Below are 19,404 nucleotides of genomic sequence, written 5' to 3'. Positions count from 1 at the left end.
CGAGGATTCCATGTTCATTTTCATGCGCAGGCGCGTGCTGCCTGCCTCGTTGCTGGCCGCCCTCGCCGGTTGCGCCAGCCTGAGCGCCGACCAGGGCTTTGGCGACGTCAGCGAGATCGCCGGGCAACGACTGCGGCAAACGCCCGAGCGGCCGCGCTCCGAAGCAGAGTTGGGCGAAACTCGCCAACTCATCGATAAATTGCTACAAAAGCCGTTGTCGGTTGACGATGCCGTACAGATTGCCCTGCTCGGCAATCGGGGCTTGCAAGCCGATTACGAAGAGCTCGGCATTGTCGAAGCCAATCTGGTGCAAGCCAGCCGCTTGCCGAATCCCGGCTTCAGTTTCGGCCGCACCCGCAGCGGCGACGACATCAAGATAGATCGCAGTTTTTCGATGGCTGTGATGGGCTTGCTGACGCTGCCGGCAACATCAAAAATCGAGCGCCGGCAGTTTCAGATCGCCAAACTAAGCGCTGCCGCCGCATCCTGCAGGTCGCCGCTGCGACCCGTACCGCCTACTACCAAAGCGTGGCGGCAACGCAGAGCGTGCGCTACCAGGAGCAAGTCGAAAGCGCTGCAGCCGCTGGCAGCGAACTGGCGCTCAAGATGGCGCAGGCCGGCAATTTCAACCAGTTGGAACTGACCCGTGAACAGGCTTTCCACGCTGACGCCATAGTGCAATTGGCGCGCTCACGGCAGCAGGCAGTGGCGGCCCGTGAGCAGTTGATCCGCCTGCTCGGCTTGAGCCGCGCCCAAAGCGGGTTCCAGTTGCCACAGCAACTGCCGGAATTGCCGGATGCGCGTCCGTCGCTGCAGGACGCGGAGACGCAGGCTATGTCGCAGCGCCTCGATATCGCCGCAGCGAAACTGGAAGTCGACGGTCTGCAAGCCACACTTGGATTGAACCGGGCTACCCGCTTCATCAATGTGATGGAGCTGGCTTATCTGCACAACTCTGAGCCAGGCGCCTCGCGCGAAACCGGTTATCAGGTCAGCCTGGAAATCCCCTTGTTCGATTGGGGCAGCGCGCGCGTCGCCAAATCCGAAGCGATCTACATGCAGGCCGCGCATCGCCTGGCGGCAGCTGCGACAGATGCGCAATCGCAGGTACGCGCTTCCTATCAGAACTACCTGACCGCCTACGATCTGGCGCGACATTACCGCGACCAGGTGCTACCGCTCCGCAAACGCATCTCGGATGAGTATCTGCTGCGTTACAACGGCATGCTGTCGAGCGTGTTCGAACTGCTGGCCGATGCCCGCGAACAAGCCAATGCGGTCAACGCCACGATCGATGCCAGCCGCGATTTCTGGATCGCCGACAACGAAATGCAACTTGCGCTGGGCGGCCCCTGAAACCGTTGATCAGCGCACCCGGCACACCACAAACACAAGGAAAACAACCATGAGCAACCTGTCTCGACGCGCCTTCCTGCAAGGCTCTGCACTCGCGGTCAGCGCCACCGCCGTCAGCCGTATCGGCGCCGCCAGCCTGCCGGAAGCGGTGCTGCAAACCCAGGCCGCCACCCAACCTCCGTTGAATCCAGCCAATGGCCGCCCTATCAGCCGGTGGTCACATTGAATGGCTGGACGCTGCCTTGGCGCATGAACAATGGCATCAAGGAATTCCATCTGGTGGCGGAACCGGTGGTGCGCGAGATTGCCCCTGGCATGAAGGCCAATCTATGGGGCTACAACGGCCAAAGCCCGGGCCGACCATCGAGGTCGTCGAGGGCGACAGGGTGCGGATCTTCGTCACCAACAAACTGCCGGAACACACGTCGGTGCACTGGCATGGCCAACGCCTGCCAAACGGCATGGATGGCGTTACCGGACTGACCCAGCCTGGCATCCCGCCCGGAAAAACTTTTGTCTATGAATTCACGGCAAGACGCGCCGGTACCTTCATGTATCACCCGCACGCAGATGAAATGGTGCAGATGGCGATGGGCATGATGGGTTTCTGGATCACTCATCCGAAAGATCCGTCGCTGATGCGGGTCGACCGCGATTTCGTGTTCCTGCTGAATGCTTATGACATCGAACCGGGCGCCGCTACGCCGCGTGTCAATGAGATGACCGACTTCAACCTTTGGACATGGAACAGTCGCGCCTTTCCTGGTATCGATCCGCTGGTGGTGCGGCAACACGACCGAGTACGGATCAGGGTCGGCAACCTGACCATGACCAATCATCCGATCCACCTGCACGGCCACGAATTCGTGGTGACAGGCACGGACGGCGGCTGGACACCCCCCGCCAGCCGCTGGCCGGAAGTCACAACGGATATCGCGGTGGGTCAGATGCGGGCAATCGAATTCAATGCCGACGAGCCCGGCGACTGGGCGCTGCATTGCCACAAGTCGCACCATACGATGAACGCGATGGGACACGATGTGCCAACCATGATCGGCGTCGACCAGAAATCCGTACTCAAGAAAATCAACCAGCTGATTCCCGACTATATGGTCATGGGCGACAAGGGGGGATCAATGGGCGACATGGAAATGCCGCTGCCGGACAACACCCTGCCGATGATGACCGGCAACGGGCCGTTTGGCGGGATTGAAATGGGCGGCATGTTCACCACGATGAAGGTGCGCAAAGGTCTTGCCAGCAACGACTACAAAGACCCCGGCTGGTACAGGCATCCGGCCGGCACTGTCGCCTACGAATGGAAAGGCAGCGCGGCTGCCATGCCTGCAGCCGCCCAGGCGCCCGATACTCGACGCATGGCGAACAAACCGGGAGAGACAATCCTGAATGCAGTGAAGGGAGGTTCACATGGCGACCACTGAGTCTATCGGGGCAACTTCGTTTTTCCATTTGCAGCTTTTCACTCTTGACCAAAGGAACATTTTCATGAAATCCATTTTGATCGCATCCACGCTGGTTTTTTCTCTGTTATCCCTCAATGCCTTTGCCCACGGCGAGGAAGGCCAAGACACCTCTACCGAACAGCAAGGTGGACACGCTGCGGCATCGGGCCGGCCCGGAGTTGCAGCCAACGTATCGAAAACGATGCAAATCGACATGAGCGACACTATGCGCTTTGCGCCAGAGAACATCTCGGTCAAACGCGGTGACACTGTCAAATTCATCGTCACGAACTCCGGCAAGGTCAAGCACGAAATGGTGCTCGGCTCCATCGAGGAACTGAAAGAGCATGCGGCCTTGATGGTGAAATTTCCAGAAATGGAACATGCCGACGCGAATCAGGTATCGCTTGATCCCGGCAAAGCCGGGAACTGATCTGGCAGTTCGACAAGGCCGGAATCTTCGATTTCGCCTGTTTGCAACCGGGACATTTCGAGGCCGGGATGCGCGGGAAAATCATCGTCAAATGATATTTTTCACCTGATATATCGCAAAGGAATTTTCATGAAAACACGTTCTATCCTGCCGGCGACGATCACCTTGGCATTAGCCGCTTCGTTCCATCTGCCGCTCGCGGCAATCGCCTCTGAAGCCGTGGCAGCATCCGTTGAGGCCGCGGCCATGTCTGTCGGCGAAGTAAAGAAAATTGATAAGGAAGCTGGCAAGATCACGATCAAGCACGGGCCTTTGGCGAATCTGGATATGCCACCGATGACGATGGTATTTCGAGTCAGCGACCCGGCAATGCTGAATCAGCTACAAGCCGGCGACCAGATCAAATTTGTCGCCGAAAGAGAAAATGGCGCCTTGACCGTGATGAAAATGGACGTCGTGAAGTGATGTTGCATCAGTCATCAAAGGCACCCTGCCACATTCAATAAAAAAAAGCCGGCTCGCAGGAGCCGGCTTTTTACTCATGCAACTGCCAAGGCAATCAAAGTCCGAGATCCTTGATGAACTGATTGGTAAAACTCATGCTCGTGTCACGATCGAACGACCAATGATGCAGACCGGCGAGTCCGTTCGCTTTAGCCCATGCCGACAAGGTGTCGGTATCGGCCAGTGTGAAAGTCTCGCCGGCCGTATCGTTGGCGCCGATCATTGGCGTCAGTTCGATCTGGCTGTAAGGGATCTTGTAATAGTTATGGAAATCCATCGCCGCCTGAATCGCCGACTGCCCCATTTGACAGGCGCCGCCGCTGATCACGCAGTTGCCGGTAGTGGCTGCGCCGTAATCCATCGTCATCAGGTTGACGTAGTAGTTTTTGAGGCCGGCTGCCTGAATCGCCTGCATTACTGATATCCCCATCGCACCCAATGGATTAGGTGAACTCGAGCCCATGTCTACCGCAGTGGCAGAGCCGCTCTGGCTGGTCGCCAGCGTGGCAATGGTGAAACTGAAGCGCAGGTTCGGATGGGTCGCCTGGGCAGCCTGGACACGCGCAACCAGATTGTTGATGTCGGATTGGCTCTGCCCGTCTTCGATATCGAAATCGATACCGATCAGATTGGCAGAGTTATACGTGTTGATGAAGGTGGCGAAACCGGCATCGGACGTACAGGTGAATGCCCCTGCCGCGCCGCCGGTGGAGACGATATATTTCTTGCCCGCCGCAACGAAGGATTGCACGTTGGTGGCAATCTGCGCCGGCGTAATGCCGCCCCAATTTCGGAACCGCATCCACCGGTTGCAAACGCCCAGGTCAGCACCGTATTGTGCGCTGGCATGGCGCTGGTCACTGGCAGCGACGTGCCGGTTGCAGTGCTTTGCATGCCGCCGGTGTTCCAGTTGGCGTCGGCTGTGACATCCTTGTATGGGCTGAACACAAAACCAGGCGTTGGTGTCGGAGTTGGTGTCGGAGTTGGTGTCGGAGTTGGTGTCGGAGTTGGCGTTGGCGTTGGCGTTGGCGTTGGCGTTGGCGTTGGCGTTGGCGTTGGCGTTGGCGTTGGCGTTGGCGTTGGCGTTGGCGTCGGAGCACCGCAGGCGCCGTCGGAAGTCCATGGCTGTCCGCTGCCGCTGCCGCCGTTGTTGGTAGACGGATTATTCCCCTGCGTCCACCAGTTTGCGGTGTAGTTCACGCTGTTGTAACTGGCGATAAGGCCGCCAGTGTATGCAATGGTGGCGTCCCAAGCGGCGGCGCACGTCGGTACGCTGGATTTCGCGCTAGGGACAAACTGCTTCTGGCTGGCGCTCCCGGTATCTTGCGAACCGCCGTCGCCGCAACCTGCCAGCAGGCTGCTCATCAATCCCAGCAACAAGGCGCTACATACTTTTGTTCTCATGCGTCCATTCTCCTCAAACAAAAAATGATGTACGCGAAACAAGTCGAGATATGAAGATGAAAACAGGCATGCCGGGCAGATATGGAACCGCCGCCCACAAGGACGCGCAAGACTAGCGAACGTTTGCATCTTGTGATCCCTGTCGCACCCGCGCCAATTTTCTGCAAATCCGGCAAGCGTCTGCGTACTCCTAGCTGAATCTCTTATGCGTTCATTGCACCTTCAGCTGGGCTGAGAATGCGGTGGGCAAATATGGTCGTCAAGTGGTTTAAAAAATTTTCCGGAGGTGCAATACCACTTGCGTAAAGGTCAGAAATTTCGGCTCAAAAATGCCAGAAACTTAAAAGTTAGAAGAAATTTTTCACGCCCAAATTAATTCCATGTAGCAATAAAAATTGACTTCAAATTTCTTTTTTTTCACAGGCTGCTGAAATGAAATCCAGCGCTGCCCGCAAAATAAAAAAGCACCGCACCAGGCCGGTGCAATACCATTTATATTATTTTCATCAAGTGGTCTTAGATATGAAAAACGCTACTGTGGCGTTTTAACTTTGAAAGTTCAGAGAAACCGGCGGCAGCGCATGCTGCTTGACGCGGGTCTACGATCTACAACTCAGCATAGGTTGAGTAAAACTTGCTGTAGTCATTCTCGGGCAGGAAGTTAATCAGCGACACCGTCACGCTGGCGTCCAACCCTTCCACGTAGTGCCAGCACCCAACCGGAAGAAACAGCAGTTCGCCGGGCGCCAGCTCGCAGTCAAGCACCTGCACATTGCGCATCAGTGGAAAGCGCTCGTAATCGATGGCATGGCCATCGAGCGGCGTGTAGCAATGTTGATGGTTGTAGACATACGCTACTTCGCAAGCCGGGATCAACTTGATATGCTTGCGGCCAATCACCTGTGCCATGAAGTTATTGGTCAGGTCGTGGTGAAATGGCGTTCGCGTCCCCTTCGGTCCCAGCCACAGGAAACCGTCGTCCGGCGAATCCGGCCTCAGGTATTCTGGGAGGCGCCCGATGTCTTGCCATAACTCTGCCAAAGCTTGTCGATTGGCTGAAGAATTGTTGGCCGTCATGTAGAAATCATTGCTCTCCTGCGCACTTTCGATCATTTCCAGATAAGCACTCAAGCACATCTTGTGCTTATGCTGGGTGCAATTGATCTCGTAGTTGGCATCCCGCGAGCGCCCCATTTGCACTTCAACTTCGCGCTCGCCGAAATGCGTGCGAAAGAAATCGAAATTCCATTTCGTCATGGCCGGCCAGTCGTCCAGCATGCCGGTGATGATCACCGGTTTATTCAATAAATAATATTGGCGATAGAAATCGTCGCGCGATAATTGATGGCGGCGTTCAATCAGATTGCTGTCGGGCGTCTGACGATTCAATGTGCGGTAGATATCAAGAACCCAGTCATGCTTTTTCAAGCGGTTCTGGAGGCGTTTTTCTGCCAGGCTTGCGCCTTGCAGGTAGGGGCTGGAAAATGCCATCCGCACTTCCCGTTCCGCCTCTTCCCGCCTCACGCCGTTGGCGACCAATACATCGGACAGGCTTTGCGGACTTGCGCCCAACACCAGATTTTCGCCAATCCAACGGCGCCAGTCGTCATTGATGATGCTGGGGCTACGTTCAACCTGCTTCATGAGTTGTCTCCGTAATTGCATGGGCGCGCGCAGAAACCGTACGCGACCGCGTGCCGCTGAATTTATTGCCAAGTGGAAATGCGCGATCAAGCGCACTGTAAGAGCGCCGAAAGTGGATGTCAATCAGTATCAAAGTGGTCTTGCCGAGTATGCTCCCCGATCGGCAAAGGGGTTGTCCCGTTCCATCCAACACGTTGTTTATATGGACTTATTTGCGCGCTTCTGAAACCAGGTTGCCGCAAGTGGACTGGTCGTGATTTGCCGGCGGCAGACGTCGAAGCGAACCGGAAATCAGGCGAATATTTCAAAAAAATATCATTTTTGCATTTCGTAACGAGCTGTAAAAAGCCGGTACTTTTTTTCCACTGTGACCGACTATCGACTTCTGGCGGCAGGCGACGCGTTAGGCAACAGCATGCAACGGCGCTTGATTAGCGCCGGTTCGTCCGCACCTTCAACTTTATATCCTGGAAAAATCCCATGTCATCTCAATAGCGCGAATGCAAGCGCGCAGCTCGAAAGGACCTGACCATGCAACAGTATCTGCAAATAATCGTCATTCTCACTACATTGATCATCGGTCTGCCACTCAGCAACCTGGCACGCGCCAGCGACGCCACCGACATGCAGACCACGCCGGCCGATCAGAATGCCCTGCCGATGGTCTCCGGCGAAATCCGCAAAGTCGACGCGAGCACCGGCAAGATCACCATCAAGCACGAAGAAATCCCAACTTCGAGATTCCCGCCATGACCATGCTGTTCAAGGCCGGCGATCCCGGCATGCTGGAACAGTTCAAGGCCGGCGACAAGGTGCGGTTTGCGATTGATAAGGTCGATGGTCAACTGACCATTGTCAGCCTGGAACTGGCTGAGGCGCAATAAGCAAGCGTTTGAAGAATTGGCGTTAGGGTCGTCGATTAACGATCCGGATGTCAGGCGTCTCGCGCAGGTCGTCCACCAGTTCGAGCGACACCACCGGTCCCTTGCGCGGATCGTGCAAGAAGGTAATGCGCACTTTGCGCGCGGTCTCGACGCCATCGAAATCGCGGGCCAGTATCCGGGTCACGGTCGGCAGTTCCTCGGAGCCCAGTGCAAACGCGTCGCTTTCGTTCTGCTGTTCCGAAGGAACGTGACCGTTCTTGTAGACGCAGGCGACGGCTTCCTGCGGGTTGATGCCGTTGCTCATCAAGAATGAATCGTTGACTAGGAACAGCGCCGGCGGAATCCTGGTGAGATCGATCTGGCTGACATCGGGCCAGTCGTTTTTGGTGATGATCTTGCCGCCTTCGTAGTATTTGGCGACGAATTGATCGCCCATGCACGGCAGGTGCTCGGTCGCTGAGTTTGCATGTTGCAGCAGCTGCTGTACATCGGCAGGCTCGAATTCAATGGTAATCGTATTTATCATGGCCGGATTATCGCATTGCGGTCGGCCTATTGGCTCCAATTTAACGGCGTTTTTCGTGCCTGAAATGCCATCCCTATAGCAGTACGGGCCGGGCAGCAAACTGCACGAAACGTTGCAATCGCTTGCAACTTGTCGCCCACTCGCGACGCCGGCGATAAAACTGCCTACAAATCAGCGAATCCGTGCAGCCGGTATGGTGTCCTGTATATAATGAGCGGCATGGAAAATCCCAATGAATTCGTAGAATGGCTGCGCTCGGTCGCACCGTATATCCATGCCTTCCGGGGCAAGACCTTTGTGGTCGCCTTTCCGGGCGAACTGGTCACCGCCGGCGCGCTGCCGGTGCTGGCGCAGGACTTGTCGCTGCTGCATGCACTCGGCATCAAGGTCGTGATTGTGCACGGCTCACGACCGCAGGTAGAAGAGCAGCTGGCGCTGCGTAACGTCGAAGCGCGCTTCCACAATGGCTTGCGCATTACCGATACTGCGGCGCTTGAGTGCGCCAAGGAAGCCGCCGGTGAGTTGCGCCTGGATATCGAGGCGGCATTCAGCCAGGGCTTGCCGAATACGCCGATGGCGCATGCGGCGATTCGTATCATTTCTGGCAACTTTGTCACCGCTCGTCCCCTGGGCGTGATTGATGGCGCCGATCTGCAACTGACCGGTGTGGTGCGCAAGATCGACTACGACACCATCCACCCGATTCTGAACGCTGGCGGTCTGGTGCTACTGTCGCCGCTGGGCTTCTCGCCAACCGGCGAGGCCTTCAATCTGACCATGGAAGACGTGGCGGTGGCGGCGGCGATTTCGCTGCGCGCCGAAAAACTGATCTTCATCAGCGAAACACCGTTGATGAAAGATGCCGGCGATACCGAAATTCGCGAACTGTCGTCGCACCAGGCGCAAGCCGTGCTGGACAGCGGCTGCCTGCCGGCCGATTCGGCCTTCTACCTGCAGCACGCGATCAAAGCCTGTAACGCCGGTGTGCCGCGCGCCCACGTGGTGCCGTTCGCCACCGATGGCTCGGTGCTGCTGGAATTGTTCACCCACGATGGCGTGGGCACCATGATTTCGTACGAAAACCTGGAAAGCCTGCGCGAAGCGACGATTGAAGACGTCGGCGGCATCCTCAAGCTGATCGAACCTCTGGAAGCCGATGGTACCTTGGTCAAGCGCGGCCGCGAATTGATCGAGCGCGAGATCCATTACTTCTCGGTGATCGAGCATGATGGCGTGATCTTCGGCTGCGCGGCGCTGTATCCGTTCCCGGCGGAAAAAATGGCCGAAATGGCCTGCCTGACTGTCAATCCGGAAGTGCAGGCGCAAGGCGACGGCGAACGTATCCTGAAGCACATGGAAAGCCGGGCGCGCGCGGCCGGCTTCACCAAGCTGTTCGTGCTGACCACCCGCACCTCGCACTGGTTCCTGCGGCGCGGCTTCGTCCACGCCACGGTCGACGACTTGCCGAAGGATCGCCAGCACATGTACAACTGGCAACGGAAATCGCTGGTATTGATCAAGACGCTGTAATCCATACCAGGCCGGATAACGAATTTGCGGCGCCGCTTTTAGCGGCAACTGCAATCTTAAAACTGGGTCCAACCAATAGCTCGGACTCGCACATCTACAAGGAAAAACCATGGCACGCATCATTCACTGCATCAAACTCGACAAAGAAGCGGAAGGTCTCGATTTCCCGCCTTACCCAGGCGAGTTGGGCAAGCGCATCTATGAAAGCGTCTCCAAGGAAGCCTGGGCCGCCTGGCTCAAGCACCAGACCATGCTGGTCAACGAAAACCGCCTGAACCTGGCCGACGTGCGCGCGCGCAAATACCTGGCGGTGCAAATGGAAAAGCATTTCTTCGGCGATGGCGCCGATGCCGCCACCGGTTATGTTCCGCCGACCGAATAAGCAGTTCCCTTCATCTTCTCCTTTCCCGGCTACCGCTGTGGCAAAATAAGCAATACTTGTCTTGTCCGGCGGCAGCATCTAGCTTCAGCCCTGCACGTCCCTCTCGATACAAGTGGTAACTGGTAATCGTTCGGCAAATTGTTCGATAGATTGCGTTCATCCAAACATCAACAGATCGGAAATTACATGCATTTATTCCGTCGTCAATGGTCTAATCGGCTGCTGTCCTGCCTGCTGGCAGCTACCTGCAGCATCGGCTTCACCAGTTTTACGGAAGCCGCCACCACGCTCCCCGCCGGCGTCACCCAAGGTCCATCCGCTGAAGGCATTACTGAATATCAGTTCGCCAACGGCTTCAAGGTATTGCTGTTTCCGGATTCGTCGAAACCCACAGTGACGGTCAACATGACCTATCTGGTCGGTTCACGTTTCGAGAACTACGGCGAAACCGGTATGGCGCATCTGCTGGAACACTTGATGTTCAAGGGTACGCCGAGCCATCCGTCGATTCCGAAGGACTTCAGCCAGCGCGGCATGTCGTTCAACGGCACCACCAACATGGATCGCACCAACTACTTCGAAATCTTCCAGGCCGGCGACGACAACCTGAAATGGGCGATCGACATGGAAGCCGACCGCATGCTGCATTCGTTCATCGCCAGGAAAGATCTGGATAGTGAAATGACAGTGGTCCGCAACGAATACGAACAGGGCGAGAACTCGCCATTCGGCGTACTGATCAAGCGCCTGCAAGGCGTCGCCTATGATTGGCACAACTACGGCAAGCCGACCATCGGCAACCGCAGCGATATCGAGAACGTCAAGATCGAGAACCTGCAAGCCTTCTATAAAACCTATTACCAGCCGGACAATGCCGTGCTGCTGATCGCCGGCAAGTTCGATCCGGCCAAGACCCTGGCCTGGGTCAACCAGGCGTTCGGCAAGATGCCGAAGCCGGCCCGCAAGATGCGCGACTTCTGGACTGTCGAACCGACCCAGGACGGCGAGCGCAGCATCACCGTGCGGCGCCAGGGCGACGTGCAGATTGTTGCGGTGGCCTACAAGATCCCGAGCGAGTTGCATCCCGACAGCGACGCGATATCCTACGCCGGCACCATCCTGGCAGATACGCCTAACGGCCGCCTGCATAAGTCTCTGGTTGAAACCGGCAAGGCCACAGCGGTGTTCAATTATGAAATGACGGGTTATGCGCCTGGTTTGGAAATCATCGCCGCCGTGGTCAAGAAAGGCGAACCGATTGAACCTGTGCGGCAAGCGCTGATCGACGGCGTCGAGCAATTTGCCAAACCCCGCCTACCCGGAAGAAATGGAAAGGGTGCGCCTGGCCAACGCCAACGGTTTCGAAAAGCTGCTGAACGATCACCAGAAAGTCGGCGTTGCCATGTCCAGCACCATCGCACTGGGCGACTGGCGCCTGCTGTTCCTGGGCCGTGATCGCTCGAACAAGGTCACTTCAGAACAAGTCGCCGCAGCTGCTGCGCACTACTTCACGCGGGATAACCGCACGGTTGGCATGTTCCTGCCGGAAGACCAGCCGCAACGCGCCGATGTACCGGCGGCGCCAAGCGTGGTTGAAGTACTGAAGGAGTACAAGCCGCAGCAAGCCATCGCCGACGGCGAAGCCTTCGATCCGTCGCAAGCGAATATCGATGCCCGCACCCAGCGTTCCAAGGTGGGTGGATTGAAACTGGCATTGCTGCCGAAGAAGACCCGCGGTGAAACCGTCTCGGTCAAGCTGGATCTGCTGTGGGGCGATGAAAAAAGCCTGTTCGGCAAGAAAACCGCATCCGAACTGGCCGATGCCATGCTGATGCGCGGCAGCAGCACCCTGACCCGCGAGCAACTGGCCGACGAGTTTTCCAAGCTCAAGATCAGCGGCAGCCTGACGCAATTCCAGACCACCGCAGCAATCTTCCCGCGGCGCTGCAACTGGTTGCCAGCGTACTCAAGCATCCGCGTTTCGATCCGGCTGAATTCGAGCGGATGCGCAAGGAAGCCCTGGTTGGACTGGAAGCATCGCGCAATGAGCCGAGCACGCTGGCCTCCGAAGCCATCGCCGCACATTTCAACCAATACCCGCAAGGCCATTGGCTGGCGCGCAGAGCATAGACCAGCAGATCGCCAGCATCAATGCGACCTCGCTGGCTGACGTCAGCGCTTTCCATCATGATTTCTACGGCGCCTCGCAGGGCGAGCTGGCAATCGTCGGTGATTTCGATGTTGCCGCCGTCACCAAGGTGATCCAGGATGAATTCGGTACATGGCAAAGCGCCGCGCCCTACGCGCGCGTGATCCGCCATAACTTCGATGTCGCGCCGATGCAGAAGGTGATCAATTCACCAGATAAGGAAAACGGCTTTTACGTGGCACGCCTGAACCTCGACATGCGCGACGACGACGCCGATTATCCGGCCATGATGGTTGCCAACTACCTGTTCGGCGGAGGCGGCTTGAAATCGCGTCTGGTTGATCGGGTTCGACAGAAGGAAGGCCTGTCGTACGGCATCGGTTCGTCGCTCGACATCAGCGCCATCAGCCGCGCCGCCCGCTTCTCGATACAAGCCATCTCCGCACCGCAAAACCTGAACAAGGTCGACCAAGCGGTCAAGGAAGAACTGGCCCGGGTAATCAAGGACGGTTTCAGCGCCGATGAACTGGCCCGTGCCAAATCCGGTATCCTGCAGGAAAACCAGAGTTCCCGCTCGCAAGACAGCGCCCTCAGCGCCGGCTGGGCCAGACTGCTGGACCTGGACCGCACATTCGCCTGGAGCAAGCAAATCGAAGACAAGATCAGCGCCCTCACGCTGAACCAGGTCAACGAAGCCTTCCGCAAACGCATCGATCCAAGCCAACTAAGCGTAGTCATCGTGCGTGATGAAGCCAAGGCAAAAGCAAATGCAGTAGCAACGACCAAGCCGTAAAACAGGGCAAACCAAAAAAGCCGCTGTCATGTTCGCAATGTAATTCGCGAACACGACAGCGGCTTTTTCTTTTGGAATCTGCAAGCAGCAGGAAGCCATCGGACTGACAACGGCATTAAGTAACGAGGACTGTTTATTGCAGATGCAGCACCGCACGTACTCCGTAGTCCGTTAAAAGGGGTCAGAGTAATTTTCGCAAAAGACCGCGAAAAAAAACTCTGACCCATTTAACTTCTCGGTGTTGGTTTTGATGTTGTTTTTGAATTGGCGTTTGCCGTTGCTTTTGACTTTTCGCATGCTGACGTTGCCAAATGAGACGCGCGCAAGTCGGGAATTATGGGACACATGTTTGAGCGCAGCGAGTTTGTGTCCCATCCGACTGGCGCGCGGCTCATTTGGGGACCCGCCAACGGCGGGCAACGGCTGTGCGATCGCCTTCTTTTGGTTACTTTTTTTGCGCCCGGCTAGGGGGCGAAGCAAGAAAAGTGACTAGCTGCCGGGCTACCCCGGCAAGCTTCCACGGAGTTGTGACCGCATTAAGTAACGACGATCGTACATCGTAGATCTGCCACCACACTTCCTCCGTGGCCCGTTAAAAGGGCTCAGAGTAATTTTCGCAAAAGGCCGCGAAAAAAAAACTCTGACCCCATTTAACTGCGTATTCGATGTGCGGCGAACGCATCCTTTGAGGTTTGAACGCTCAAACACCTCAACGGCACGTGCGCGAAATTGCCCACCCCACGCTATTTCTTTGGATGCAACAGCGAACGCCGCCGTGCATAACCAAAATACACCGCAAATCCAATCGCCAGCCAGCACAAGAACGCAATCCACGTCACCGCCTGCAAATGGCACATCAGGAACACACAGAACCCAATCGCCGCCACCGGCACAAACGGCACACCCGGGCAACGAAACGCCCGCGGCAAATCGGGCCGCGTTTTGCGCAACACCAGCACCGCCACCGCAATCAGCGAAAACGCCATCAAGGTACCGATATTGATCAATTCCGCCAGGATATTCAATGGAATCAACGCCGCAATAAAGGCAAACACGATACCCACCAGCCAGGTGGTAAAGAATGGCGTGGCAAAACGCGAATGAATGCTAGACAGCTTCTTCGGCAACAAACCATCGCGCGACATGGCAAACAGGATACGGGTCTGGCCATAGGTCATCACCAGGATCACCGTCGTCATGCCGATGATCGCACCCAGGTCGACAAAACCGGCAATCCAGTTTTCACCCGCGTATTGCAAGGCAAGCGACACCGGATGATCGATCCCGGCAAATTTCTCGAACGGCACGATGCCGGTCATGATCGCCGCGACAGACACATACAGCAACGCGCAAACTCCCAGCGACGCGATGATCCCGATCGGCAGTGCACGCGCCGGATTCTTGACCTCCTCGGCGGCGGAAGTCACCGCATCGAAACCGATGAAGGCAAAGAACACGATCGCTGCGGCATTGAAGACACCGTTAAAGCCGAATGGCAAGTAAGGCTGCCAGTTGGCCGGTTGCACATGGCCGACGCCGACGGCAATGAACAACAACACCACCGCCACCTTGATGAAGACCATGATGTTATTGGCACGCGCCGATTCGCGGATACCGATCGACAGCAGCGCGGTGATCACCAGCAGGATGCAAAATGCCGGCAGGTTGAACCAGGTAGTCACTCCGGGCACCGCACCAGGTGCAGCGGTCAGGACAGCTGGCAAGGCGATGCCAAAACCCGACAGCAGCGATTGCATGTAACCCGACCAACCGACTGACACTGCCGATGTCGCCAAACCATATTCCAGCATCAGGTCCCAGCCGATGATCCAGGCGACGATTTCACCCATCGTCGCGTAGCTGTATGTGTAAATCGAACCGGAAACAGGTACCGTCGACGAGAACTCGGCATAGCACAACGCGGCGAATCCGCAAGCGATTGCCGCCAACACAAACGACAATGACAAGCCCGGTCCCGCCAGCAATGCCCGGTGCCGGTGAGAACAAAGATGCCGGTGCCGACGATTGCGCCGACCCCAGCAGGGTCAGGTCCATCGCGCCAAGCGTACGTTGCAGGCCGGTGTTGGTACGGCTGGACAAAATCATCTTATCCAGGTCCTTGGTACGAAATAAACTCATGAAGCAACTTCCTTTGAAAGCAATGACGCCGCGATCCGGCCAATGGGCCATAGGCGGCGTTTCCCCTGCCGAGCCGGGAAAATGACGAAAAAGGCAAGGATTATACTTGCCGCCGCCTGCTATCTCGCAAATCGGCCGTCGCCAGGCCAAGTCCGCCTGCCCCGCCCCACTCCGATCGCTTCCCCTGCCGCAGCTCAGGATTCAAAATTTTCTGCCGGATCACCTGGAAATTCAGTACCGGACCGCAAAAAAAGCGATCAGTCCACTTGATTGAAAATTCACTGACAAATTTCCATAAAAATCAATATAAACAATAAGTTATAAATTCTTTCAGAACACCAAAATGAGACCACAAACTTAATATAGCAATACCAGTTAGATACAGATTGACAGCCACTTTTTGCGCTCTTAAAGTGCCCTTAATTCGATATTTCCATATGGAAATAATGAAGACGAGTAAGAGAAAGGCGTGCGGCCGTCGATCAGCAACACGCCCCGGAAGTTGGTCCATATAGCAAAACAGCAGCATCCAACAGCAAGTGCATCGACAGCGCTCCATCCCGTGTCGCTCAACCAATCTACTCAGGAGAAAAAAGTGAATTCAAAAATTGCCAAGGGACTTCTCATCACCTTTTCATGCGGCGCCATGACTGCATGCGGTGGCGGTGATGCATCAGGTTCGGGTTCCGCAGCTGACGCCAGCGCCAAGCAGGCAGTATCCAAGGCCGCAGCGGTTGCCTGCTACGCCGCCTGGGACGCCTCGGTCGCCTATACAGGCGGCGCTACCGTCAGCTACAACGGCGTCAACTACGTGGCCAACTGGTGGACCCAAGGGAATAACCCATCTACTAACAACGGCGGCAGTGGTAGCGGCCAGCCGTGGACCATTGTGGCCAACTGCGGTACACCGACTCCAACACCCACTCCGACGCCTACGCCTACGCCTACGCCAACTCCTACCCCGACACCTACCCCAACACCAACGCCTACTCCAACACCAACGCCAACGCCTACCCCAGCCGGATTCGTCTTCAGTCCATACAAGGACGGCAATATCAATCTGAACTGGAATACCTACGTCATGAGCACGGCTGTAACCGGCAGCGCGCAGCCAGTATTGAGTGCCCTGCCAGCCAAACTCACGACCCTGACCTGGGCCTTTGCCACCGGCGCCTGCGGCAGTGAAACCTGGGGCGGCGTATCGGGCTCGCAATTCGCCGCCGCCAACGTACAGCCGTTCGTCAACGCCGGCAAGAAATACATCGTCTCCACCGGCGGCGCCGCAGGTTCCTTCACCTGCACTACCGATGCCGCCTTCCAGAACTTCATCAAGACCTATTATTCGGCGAACATGATCGGCGTCGATTTCGATATCGAAGCCGGTCAGACCCAGGACGATATCAACAACCTGGTGCAACGCGTGGTCGCAGCGCAAAAGGTCTACCCGAACCTGCGCTTCAGCTTCACTCTGGCGACACTGGGCGGCAATGTATCGCCTAGCCTGGGTTACTACGGTGTTGAAGTCATGCAGGCGATCAAGACTTACGGCTTGACCAAGTACTACATCAACCTGATGGCGATGGACTATGGCAGCCCGGCCGGCGGCAATTGCATGACCAACAGCAGCGGCGCTTGCGACATGGGTGCATCGGCAGTGCAATCCGCGGTCGACCTGCACACCCAATATGGCGTGCCGTACAGCCAGATTGAAGTCACTCCAATGATCGGTGGCAACGATTCGGCCAACGAAACTTTCTCGATCGCCGACGTCGCGACGCTGACCAGCTTCGCCAAGCAGAACGGCCTGGCAGGTATCCACTTCTGGTCGTTCGATCGCGACAATGACTGCGCACCGGGATCGGCGTCGCCGACCTGCAATACTTACGGTACGGCAGGCACATTGGGCTTTACCAATGCCTTCATTTCCAAGTTGGGACTGTAAAGTAGCGACAAGATAGAAAGCCGGCCCGCAAGGGTCGGCTTTCTATTTGGAGATGCAATCAGATGAAGAGGATATGCGCCGCAAACTGTAGGGAAGCAATAAAGCGCACAAGACAACTAGCGTGGCAACAATTCCTGCGCTACCTTATCCAGCAAAATCCCATTGCGATCCGCCGACAGCTGCCAGAACATCGCGCCCGCCAATCCCATTTTCTTCAGGTAGGCGATCTTGTAATCGAGTGACTGCACGTCGTCGTAACTGACAAACTCACCGGTCTGCGGATTGAACAGATAAGGCACCTTGGCGCTGTCGTTCCAGTAACGGGTGAAACCGTTCTGATTGACCAGCTTACCGTCGATATCGGCAAAATCGAGTTCGCCCTCCTCCACGCTGCCGCGTCCTTTGCCATCACAGTCCTGATGCTGACCATGCCGGGCGGCGCCGCACTGCTTCCAGCTGTAGCCGTAGAACGGCATGCCGAGCACCATTTTCTTGGCAGGAATGCCGGCCTGTAAAGCCATCTCGACGGTGCTGCTGACATTGAATTTGTCATTGGCGTCCGGACGAGCGATTGCCGGGTCGTTATACAACGGCGCGACATGGCCGGCAAACTTGCTCCATGGCCCACTGAAATCGTAGGTCATGATGTTGGCCCAATCGAGGATCGCGGCGACCTTGGCCATTTCGGTATTCTGGAAAAATCCCTGGTTGTTGCCGATGGCGGCCGTCAACAAATAACGATGGCCATCGCGCTTGGTGCCGCTATCGAGCTTGTCGCGCAGCGCCTGCAGCAATAACGTGTAGTTCTGTTTATCTTCAGGGCGCATGACGTTGCCGGCATCGCCGCCGGCGACAGGGAATTCCCAATCGATATCGACGCCGTCAAAGCCGTGTTGGCGGATGAAGCGCAGCGCGCTGGCGGCAAATTTCTCGCGCGATTGCGGCGTCAAGGCGACATCCGCAAATTCCTTCGAACCAGCCCAGCCGCCGACCGAGATCAAGGTCTTCAAGCGCGGATTGCGGCTCTTCAATCCGCGCAGAACAACAAAGTCCGTCACGCCTTGTTTCGTTCCAGGAGCCAGATCGATAGCCACCTCGCCATTTTTGATCACGGCAAATGCGTAGTTGAGATGCGTCAGCTTGGCCGGGTCGATGTCGGCTGCCGAGTAGCGGCGTTCCGATGGCAAGTAGTACGCAACCACCTTGTAAGCCGCTTTGGTGGCGGCATCTGTCGCGTTTTCCTGCGTCACTGTGCCCTGCGACGGCGAGGCTGCCATGCCATATAAAGGCAGCATGGCCGCTACCAATATCGATAGTCTGAAAATTTTCATCGTTGCTATCCCGCTGCTAGAAATCACAATTGGAGGGTAATGGCGGCGTCGTTGGCGCTACGGTATCAACCTGGTGCACGCCATTCTTGCGGTAGTCGCTAACGGCGGCATCAACTTGCGCCGGCGACAGCACCCGGTCCCTGACATGCAATACCCAGTCAACGTCCTGTTCATATCGCCGTTCCGCCGTCGTGTCCGGCAACACGCCGCTTGGCGAAAACCATAAACTGAAATTGATCGACATCGGCAGCGCCGGGTAATTGCGACCGCCATGCCGGTCGACTTGCACGCCATCCAAAAAATAACGGATGCTGCCGTCCTTCACCTGCATCAGCAGGATGTGCCAGCCGCCCAGTGCGCGCTGTTCTTCGTGAGTCTGGTTGAAGGCGTGCCAGGGCTCCATCTGCACCGTCTGCCACGAGACGCTGTACAAACGGCTGTTCGGATTTCCCCAGCCGCCATTTGGCAGATATTCCCAGTCGAGCTCGCTGTATTGCGGATCGAAATCATGCTGCAGTGGACTGGAGGTGTAGAATGCTTCGACCACTAGGTCGCCATTGGGGCCCTGTACCGGCGCATCGGAAAACGTATCCGCGCCGCGTAGGTTCCCTCGAAATATTTGCGCTGGTGGCAGAGCTGAGCCTGCAAGGTGCCTTCGGGTGTGCCATCGGTGCGAGCGCTCAGGCGCAACAGGCGCTTGCCGGATTGCGGCGTATCGACCAGGCTGATCGCCTGCGCTCCCCAATGCCCGTTCTCTATACCGGGATGCCCTTGCTTGTCGCGAATGATCCAGCCGCCACGCGTCAACGCAGCGGTATCGGCATAATCGAAATCGTCGAAGAATACACCGTCGGTAGCTGCCTTCGCCACATGCAAATCCAGCAACAAGGCCAGCGCCAGCAAACCGCATTGAAAATGTCGCAT

General features: G+C 56.7%; 17 protein-coding genes and 4 pseudogenes. 13 read left to right on the top strand and 8 right to left on the bottom strand.

Annotated elements, in window-relative coordinates; genetic code table 11:
* Positions 1 to 10: 10 nt before the first annotated feature.
* From CAter10_RS24180 to CAter10_RS06650, 6 genes and pseudogenes are all read left to right on the top strand, one after another.
* Entirely contained in the window at positions 11 to 643 is a 633-nt protein-coding gene (locus CAter10_RS24180) for a hypothetical protein (RefSeq protein WP_335340200.1), read from the top strand.
* On the top strand, positions 529 to 1,356 hold the full coding sequence (locus CAter10_RS06665; protein ID WP_335340199.1) for a TolC family protein: 828 nt from the start codon (positions 529 to 531) through the stop codon (positions 1,354 to 1,356). The genes CAter10_RS24180 and CAter10_RS06665 overlap by 115 nt, the downstream gene beginning before the upstream one ends.
* A 49-nt stretch (positions 1,357 to 1,405) precedes the next feature.
* Positions 1,406 to 2,798 (top strand): annotated as a pseudogene (locus tag CAter10_RS06660) (multicopper oxidase family protein).
* Complete coding sequence (locus CAter10_RS06655; RefSeq protein ID WP_236905505.1) at positions 2,785 to 3,252, top strand: cupredoxin domain-containing protein; 468 nt, start codon at positions 2,785 to 2,787, stop codon at positions 3,250 to 3,252. Before CAter10_RS06660 ends, CAter10_RS06655 begins: the two are co-directional and overlap by 14 nt.
* Before the next feature lie 41 nt (positions 3,253 to 3,293).
* Positions 3,294 to 3,347: a hypothetical protein gene (locus CAter10_RS23430; protein WP_236905536.1), complete on the top strand. Its 54-nt coding sequence runs from the start codon at positions 3,294 to 3,296 to the stop codon at positions 3,345 to 3,347.
* A 34-nt stretch (positions 3,348 to 3,381) separates the two neighbouring features.
* Entirely contained in the window at positions 3,382 to 3,717 is a 336-nt protein-coding gene (locus CAter10_RS06650) for a copper-binding protein (RefSeq protein WP_061532796.1), read from the top strand.
* Between the two features lie 94 nt (positions 3,718 to 3,811).
* Here CAter10_RS06650 and CAter10_RS06645 read toward each other — a convergent pair whose 3' ends face one another.
* The 3 genes and pseudogenes from CAter10_RS06645 to CAter10_RS06630 all read right to left on the bottom strand — a co-directional run bounded on the left by CAter10_RS06645 (position 3,812) and on the right by CAter10_RS06630 (position 6,804).
* Complete coding sequence (locus CAter10_RS06645; protein ID WP_164840392.1) at positions 3,812 to 4,879, bottom strand: glycoside hydrolase family 18 protein; 1,068 nt, start codon at positions 4,877 to 4,879, stop codon at positions 3,812 to 3,814.
* Between the two features lie 56 nt (positions 4,880 to 4,935).
* A pseudogene (locus CAter10_RS24175) lies at positions 4,936 to 5,121 on the bottom strand (chitin-binding protein); the annotation flags it as partial.
* 645 nt (positions 5,122 to 5,766) lie between these two features.
* Positions 5,767 to 6,804, bottom strand: a complete 1,038-nt coding sequence (locus CAter10_RS06630) for a cupin-like domain-containing protein (protein WP_197467199.1) — start codon at positions 6,802 to 6,804, stop codon at positions 5,767 to 5,769.
* A gap of 531 nt (positions 6,805 to 7,335) precedes the next feature.
* Here CAter10_RS06630 and CAter10_RS24650 point away from each other — a divergent pair.
* Positions 7,336 to 7,688: pseudogene (locus CAter10_RS24650) on the top strand (copper-binding protein).
* A 22-nt stretch (positions 7,689 to 7,710) separates the two neighbouring features.
* Here CAter10_RS24650 and CAter10_RS06620 read toward each other — a convergent pair.
* The gene (locus CAter10_RS06620; RefSeq protein WP_061532792.1) at positions 7,711 to 8,214 is read right to left on the bottom strand and encodes a hypothetical protein; all 504 of its coding nucleotides are present in this window, start codon (positions 8,212 to 8,214) and stop codon (positions 7,711 to 7,713) included.
* A gap of 219 nt (positions 8,215 to 8,433) precedes the next feature.
* Between CAter10_RS06620 and argA the strand changes: the two genes are divergently transcribed.
* The 5 genes from argA to CAter10_RS24160 all read left to right on the top strand — a co-directional run bounded on the left by argA (position 8,434) and on the right by CAter10_RS24160 (position 13,068).
* Positions 8,434 to 9,744 carry an amino-acid N-acetyltransferase gene (argA, locus tag CAter10_RS06615; protein ID WP_061535197.1) on the top strand — a complete coding sequence of 437 codons (1,311 nt, stop codon included), beginning with the start codon at positions 8,434 to 8,436 and terminating at the stop codon, positions 9,742 to 9,744.
* 109 nt (positions 9,745 to 9,853) lie between these two features.
* Complete coding sequence (locus CAter10_RS06610; RefSeq protein ID WP_061532791.1) at positions 9,854 to 10,126, top strand: oxidative damage protection protein; 273 nt, start codon at positions 9,854 to 9,856, stop codon at positions 10,124 to 10,126.
* A gap of 186 nt (positions 10,127 to 10,312) precedes the next feature.
* On the top strand, positions 10,313 to 11,581 hold the full coding sequence (locus CAter10_RS24170) for a M16 family metallopeptidase (RefSeq protein ID WP_335340198.1): 1,269 nt from the start codon (positions 10,313 to 10,315) through the stop codon (positions 11,579 to 11,581).
* Positions 11,529 to 12,296 carry a hypothetical protein gene (locus CAter10_RS24165; RefSeq protein WP_335340197.1) on the top strand — a complete coding sequence of 256 codons (768 nt, stop codon included), beginning with the start codon at positions 11,529 to 11,531 and terminating at the stop codon, positions 12,294 to 12,296. The genes CAter10_RS24170 and CAter10_RS24165 overlap by 53 nt, the downstream gene beginning before the upstream one ends.
* Entirely contained in the window at positions 12,235 to 13,068 is an 834-nt protein-coding gene (locus tag CAter10_RS24160; RefSeq protein ID WP_335340196.1) for a M16 family metallopeptidase, read from the top strand. The genes CAter10_RS24165 and CAter10_RS24160 overlap by 62 nt, the downstream gene beginning before the upstream one ends.
* Before the next feature lie 743 nt (positions 13,069 to 13,811).
* Here the strand turns inward: CAter10_RS24160 and CAter10_RS06595 are convergent.
* Positions 13,812 to 15,207, bottom strand: a pseudogene (locus tag CAter10_RS06595) (amino acid permease).
* Between the two features lie 595 nt (positions 15,208 to 15,802).
* Here CAter10_RS06595 and CAter10_RS06590 point away from each other — a divergent pair.
* Positions 15,803 to 17,149 carry a carbohydrate-binding protein gene (locus tag CAter10_RS06590; protein WP_231879202.1) on the top strand — a complete coding sequence of 449 codons (1,347 nt, stop codon included), beginning with the start codon at positions 15,803 to 15,805 and terminating at the stop codon, positions 17,147 to 17,149.
* 116 nt (positions 17,150 to 17,265) lie between these two features.
* On the opposite strand, the gene CAter10_RS06585 is transcribed toward CAter10_RS06590, so the two are convergent.
* From CAter10_RS06585 to CAter10_RS06575, 3 genes are read right to left on the bottom strand one after another with little or no spacing between them, the layout of a single operon-like run.
* On the bottom strand, positions 17,266 to 18,480 hold the full coding sequence (locus tag CAter10_RS06585; protein WP_061532788.1) for a glycoside hydrolase family 18 protein: 1,215 nt from the start codon (positions 18,478 to 18,480) through the stop codon (positions 17,266 to 17,268).
* A gap of 16 nt (positions 18,481 to 18,496) precedes the next feature.
* Positions 18,497 to 19,027 carry a glycoside hydrolase family 16 protein gene (locus CAter10_RS06580; protein ID WP_061532787.1) on the bottom strand — a complete coding sequence of 177 codons (531 nt, stop codon included), beginning with the start codon at positions 19,025 to 19,027 and terminating at the stop codon, positions 18,497 to 18,499.
* Positions 19,027 to 19,404: a LamG domain-containing protein gene (locus CAter10_RS06575; protein ID WP_128083001.1), complete on the bottom strand. Its 378-nt coding sequence runs from the start codon at positions 19,402 to 19,404 to the stop codon at positions 19,027 to 19,029. Before CAter10_RS06575 ends, CAter10_RS06580 begins: the two co-directional genes overlap by 1 nt.

The organism is Collimonas arenae (genome assembly GCF_001584165.1).
Taxonomy (GTDB): Bacteria; Pseudomonadota; Gammaproteobacteria; order Burkholderiales; family Burkholderiaceae_D; genus Collimonas; species Collimonas arenae.
The sequence above is the reverse complement of the archived record's forward strand: the minus strand, read 5'-3'. Positions and strand labels throughout refer to the sequence as shown.